The 2,790-nt window shown below is 62.2% G+C and carries 4 protein-coding genes and 1 pseudogene; 4 read left to right on the forward strand and 1 reads right to left on the reverse strand.

Annotation, left to right across the window (positions count from 1 at the left end):
• Nucleotides 1–50: 50 nt before the first annotated feature.
• Entirely contained in the window at nucleotides 51–668 is a 618-nt protein-coding gene (locus A3A5_RS0116705; protein ID WP_232431367.1) for a hypothetical protein, read from the reverse strand.
• A gap of 80 nt (nucleotides 669–748) precedes the next feature.
• On the opposite strand from A3A5_RS0116705, the pseudogene A3A5_RS38730 reads away from it, so the two are divergent.
• The 4 genes and pseudogenes from A3A5_RS38730 to A3A5_RS45700 form a co-directional block, all read left to right on the forward strand.
• Nucleotides 749–934 (forward strand): annotated as a pseudogene (locus A3A5_RS38730) (Tn3 family transposase); the annotation flags it as partial.
• A gap of 146 nt (nucleotides 935–1,080) precedes the next feature.
• Nucleotides 1,081–1,614, forward strand: coding sequence for a TetR family transcriptional regulator (locus A3A5_RS0116715; protein ID WP_018311692.1), 534 nt, complete (start codon nucleotides 1,081–1,083; stop codon nucleotides 1,612–1,614).
• A gap of 51 nt (nucleotides 1,615–1,665) precedes the next feature.
• Nucleotides 1,666–2,544: an NAD(P)-dependent oxidoreductase gene (locus tag A3A5_RS0116720; RefSeq protein WP_018311693.1), complete on the forward strand. Its 879-nt coding sequence runs from the start codon at nucleotides 1,666–1,668 to the stop codon at nucleotides 2,542–2,544.
• 56 nt (nucleotides 2,545–2,600) lie between these two features.
• On the forward strand, nucleotides 2,601–2,732 hold the full coding sequence (locus tag A3A5_RS45700) for a hypothetical protein (protein WP_369797787.1): 132 nt from the start codon (nucleotides 2,601–2,603) through the stop codon (nucleotides 2,730–2,732).
• The last annotated feature ends 58 nt before the right edge of the window (nucleotides 2,733–2,790 follow it).

Consider the following 2,790-nt stretch of genomic DNA (forward strand, 5'->3'; position numbering starts at 1 on the left):
TTCCTCATTTTGGCCACTTTGATGGCGTCGGACTGTGAGGAACCGCTCATTTAGCGTCCCGCATCCTGGTAGGTGGGGGCGTTCATTCCATTTGACGCCGGGCACCCTGACCTCGATGAAACGGCCAGATTCGACCCACGGCGCGTTCGCGGGCCTGAAGCCGGCTTCGGATAGAAGCGCACCACGGCGCCCATACGCCGCCTGGCAACGCCAAGGGACGGTTCGCCTGCCTGCACGGCCAGCCTTATCGAGGCGCTGTAGCGGTAGGTCGGACGTTGCCGCTTGTTCGCGGGGAACGTCAGCCAGTCGACGCCCTCGTCATCCAGATAACGACGGAATGCCACCAGGTCGTCCGCGATGCTGGCGAACGTCAGCATGTTGGGCGACGACTTCGACTCCATCATATCGATGAGCCAGAGGTTCGCCTCAGCCCACGGCGCGCCGTCAGCGAGCCGGACAACAGGATAGAGAGGGAAGGTGCCTGCAATCCACTTCGGGCGGGCCCCGTGTCGCCTGCCGGTGTCGGGGTCTGCGAGCGGGGCCGTGTGATAGATGGTGCCGCCCTCGGGGGTGGTGATACTGACCGGCGTCGCGCCGGGTGTGTCGCGGTCAACGACCTCGGTCAGCGGCAGTTGCCGGATGGTCGTTCGTCTTGCGGTCATCGCCAAGATACTCCTGATGTGTTGAGAGGGCGTCCTCTGTAACACAGCCTGCGAGTATCAGAAATTCGTTACTGACTTGCGCATATACCGTTTACCTCGAGCGGGCTGTCCAGGCGATGAGCCCGCGCGGTGCGCCGCCGGATATGGCACTGCTGCCGTATCTGTCGCCACTGGGCTGGGAGCACATCAACCTGACGGGCGACTACGTGTGGCAGCAGGACCGGAAACTTCAGGCCGGGAGGTTCAGGCCGCTGCGACCACCGGTTTCTTAAACGGAGCCCCCTGTCAGCGCGGTTCCATGCTATATTGGGATCAATCATTTCCAATATGGATTGTAGATATGGCTGCGAATCAGCAGACTCCCCGTAGCCGCGGCCGGCCAAGAGAGTTTGATCTGGATCAGGCGCTGGACAGGGCCGTGCGCGTATTCAGCGAGCGAGGTTATCACGGGACCTCCATCGCTGACCTCACCCAGGCCACGCGGCTGGCGCAGGGCAGCCTCTACAAGGCATTCAAGGACAAACAGGCCATCTTCCTGGCCTCGTTCGACCACTATCGCGCACAACGCGTCGAGAAGATGCGGCAAGCCATTGGCCAGGGTGGCAGCGGCTTGCAGCGCCTGCGCAACGCACTGGGCTTCTATGTCGAATCTTCGCAGGGAGCTCAAGGCAGGCAGGGCTGCCTGGTCGTGGGTAGTGCGGCGGAGCTTTCGACCTTTGAACCGGACATGGCCCGGTACATTGCCTCGGCGCTCGAGCTCAATGAGGCCCTGCTGGCCGATCTGATCCGGCAGGGTCAGGAAGACGGTTCGATTCCGCTTCATGTTGATCGTGAGGCCAGTGCGCGCATGCTGATGTGCCTGGTCCAAGGCATGCGAGTGATCGGCAAGACCGGTCGCAGCCGTACGGCCATGCAGTCCGTGGTCGATACCGCGCTGAACGCACTGACCTGATTTTTTTCCAATTTTGGAAACAAACGTTTCCATTAAAAATGGAGTGTCTTTATGAACATCGCATTTCTCGGACTCGGCACGATGGGACTGCCGATGGCTGTCAACCTGCTCAAGGCGGGCTACCCGGTATCGGCGTGGAACCGCTCTCCGGCCCCCGCGGCGAAGCTGGCCGCGCTCGGTGCCACGGTGGCCGCGAGTCCACGAGAAGCATCCGCAGGCGCTGAGGTGCTGATCTCGATGCTCGCCGACGATGCCGCCACGCGCGCTGCCGTAATCGACACACAGGCGTTGGCGGCGCTCAAGCCCGGTGCGATTCACGTCAACATGGCCACGGTGTCAGTGGCCATGGCCGCCGAACTAGCTGAATTGCATCGCCAAATGGACATCGGCTACATCGCTGCGCCGGTGCTCGGCCGGGTCAATGTTGCCGAAGCCGGCAAGCTCAATATTCTTGCGGCGGGAGAACCCGAGGCACTGGCGCAGGTGAGACCGCTGTTTGATGTACTCGGGCAAAAGACCTGGAATTTGGGGGGCCGCCCGGAGCAGGCGAATGCGGTCAAGCTGGCCGTGAACTTCATGATCGCCAGCGCTATCGGCACCATGGGCGAGGCGGCGGCGCTCGTGCAGGGCTACGGCGCAGAGAAGGCCGGATTCCTGGATTTGGTCACGTCGACGATCTTTGCCGCGCCGGTTTACCAGGGCTATGGGGCAGCCATCGCCCAGGAACGCTTCGAGCCGGCCGGCTTCAGGCTGGCGCTGGGCCTGAAGGATGTAAGGCTGGTGCTGGAAGCGGCAGAGCGGGCGAACGTGCCGTTGCCTTTGGCTAGCGCATTACGCGATACCCACATCGAGAGCCTGGCGTACGGTGAAGGCCATCTCGACTGGGCGGCGCTGTCGCGTACCAGTGCGCGCCGCGCCGGCCAGGCATGAGCACTGAGGGGTCGGCCACCCCGGCACGCCTGCCGCTGTTGGCGTTGGCCTGCGGCATGACCGCCGCCAACCTCTACTATGCACAGCCGCTGGCCGGGCCAATCTCAATGGCGATTGGCCTGCCGACCGGAGCCGCCGGTTTGATCGTCACCGGGTCTGACCAAGATAAGGCCGATTTCCTATCATAAGCCTTCCAGTTATATATATTCGAATCTATAGATCTGATTGTTATAAAAGACTGAGCCC

The organism is Cupriavidus sp. UYPR2.512 (assembly GCF_000379565.1).
Lineage (GTDB): Bacteria > Pseudomonadota > Gammaproteobacteria > Burkholderiales > Burkholderiaceae > Cupriavidus.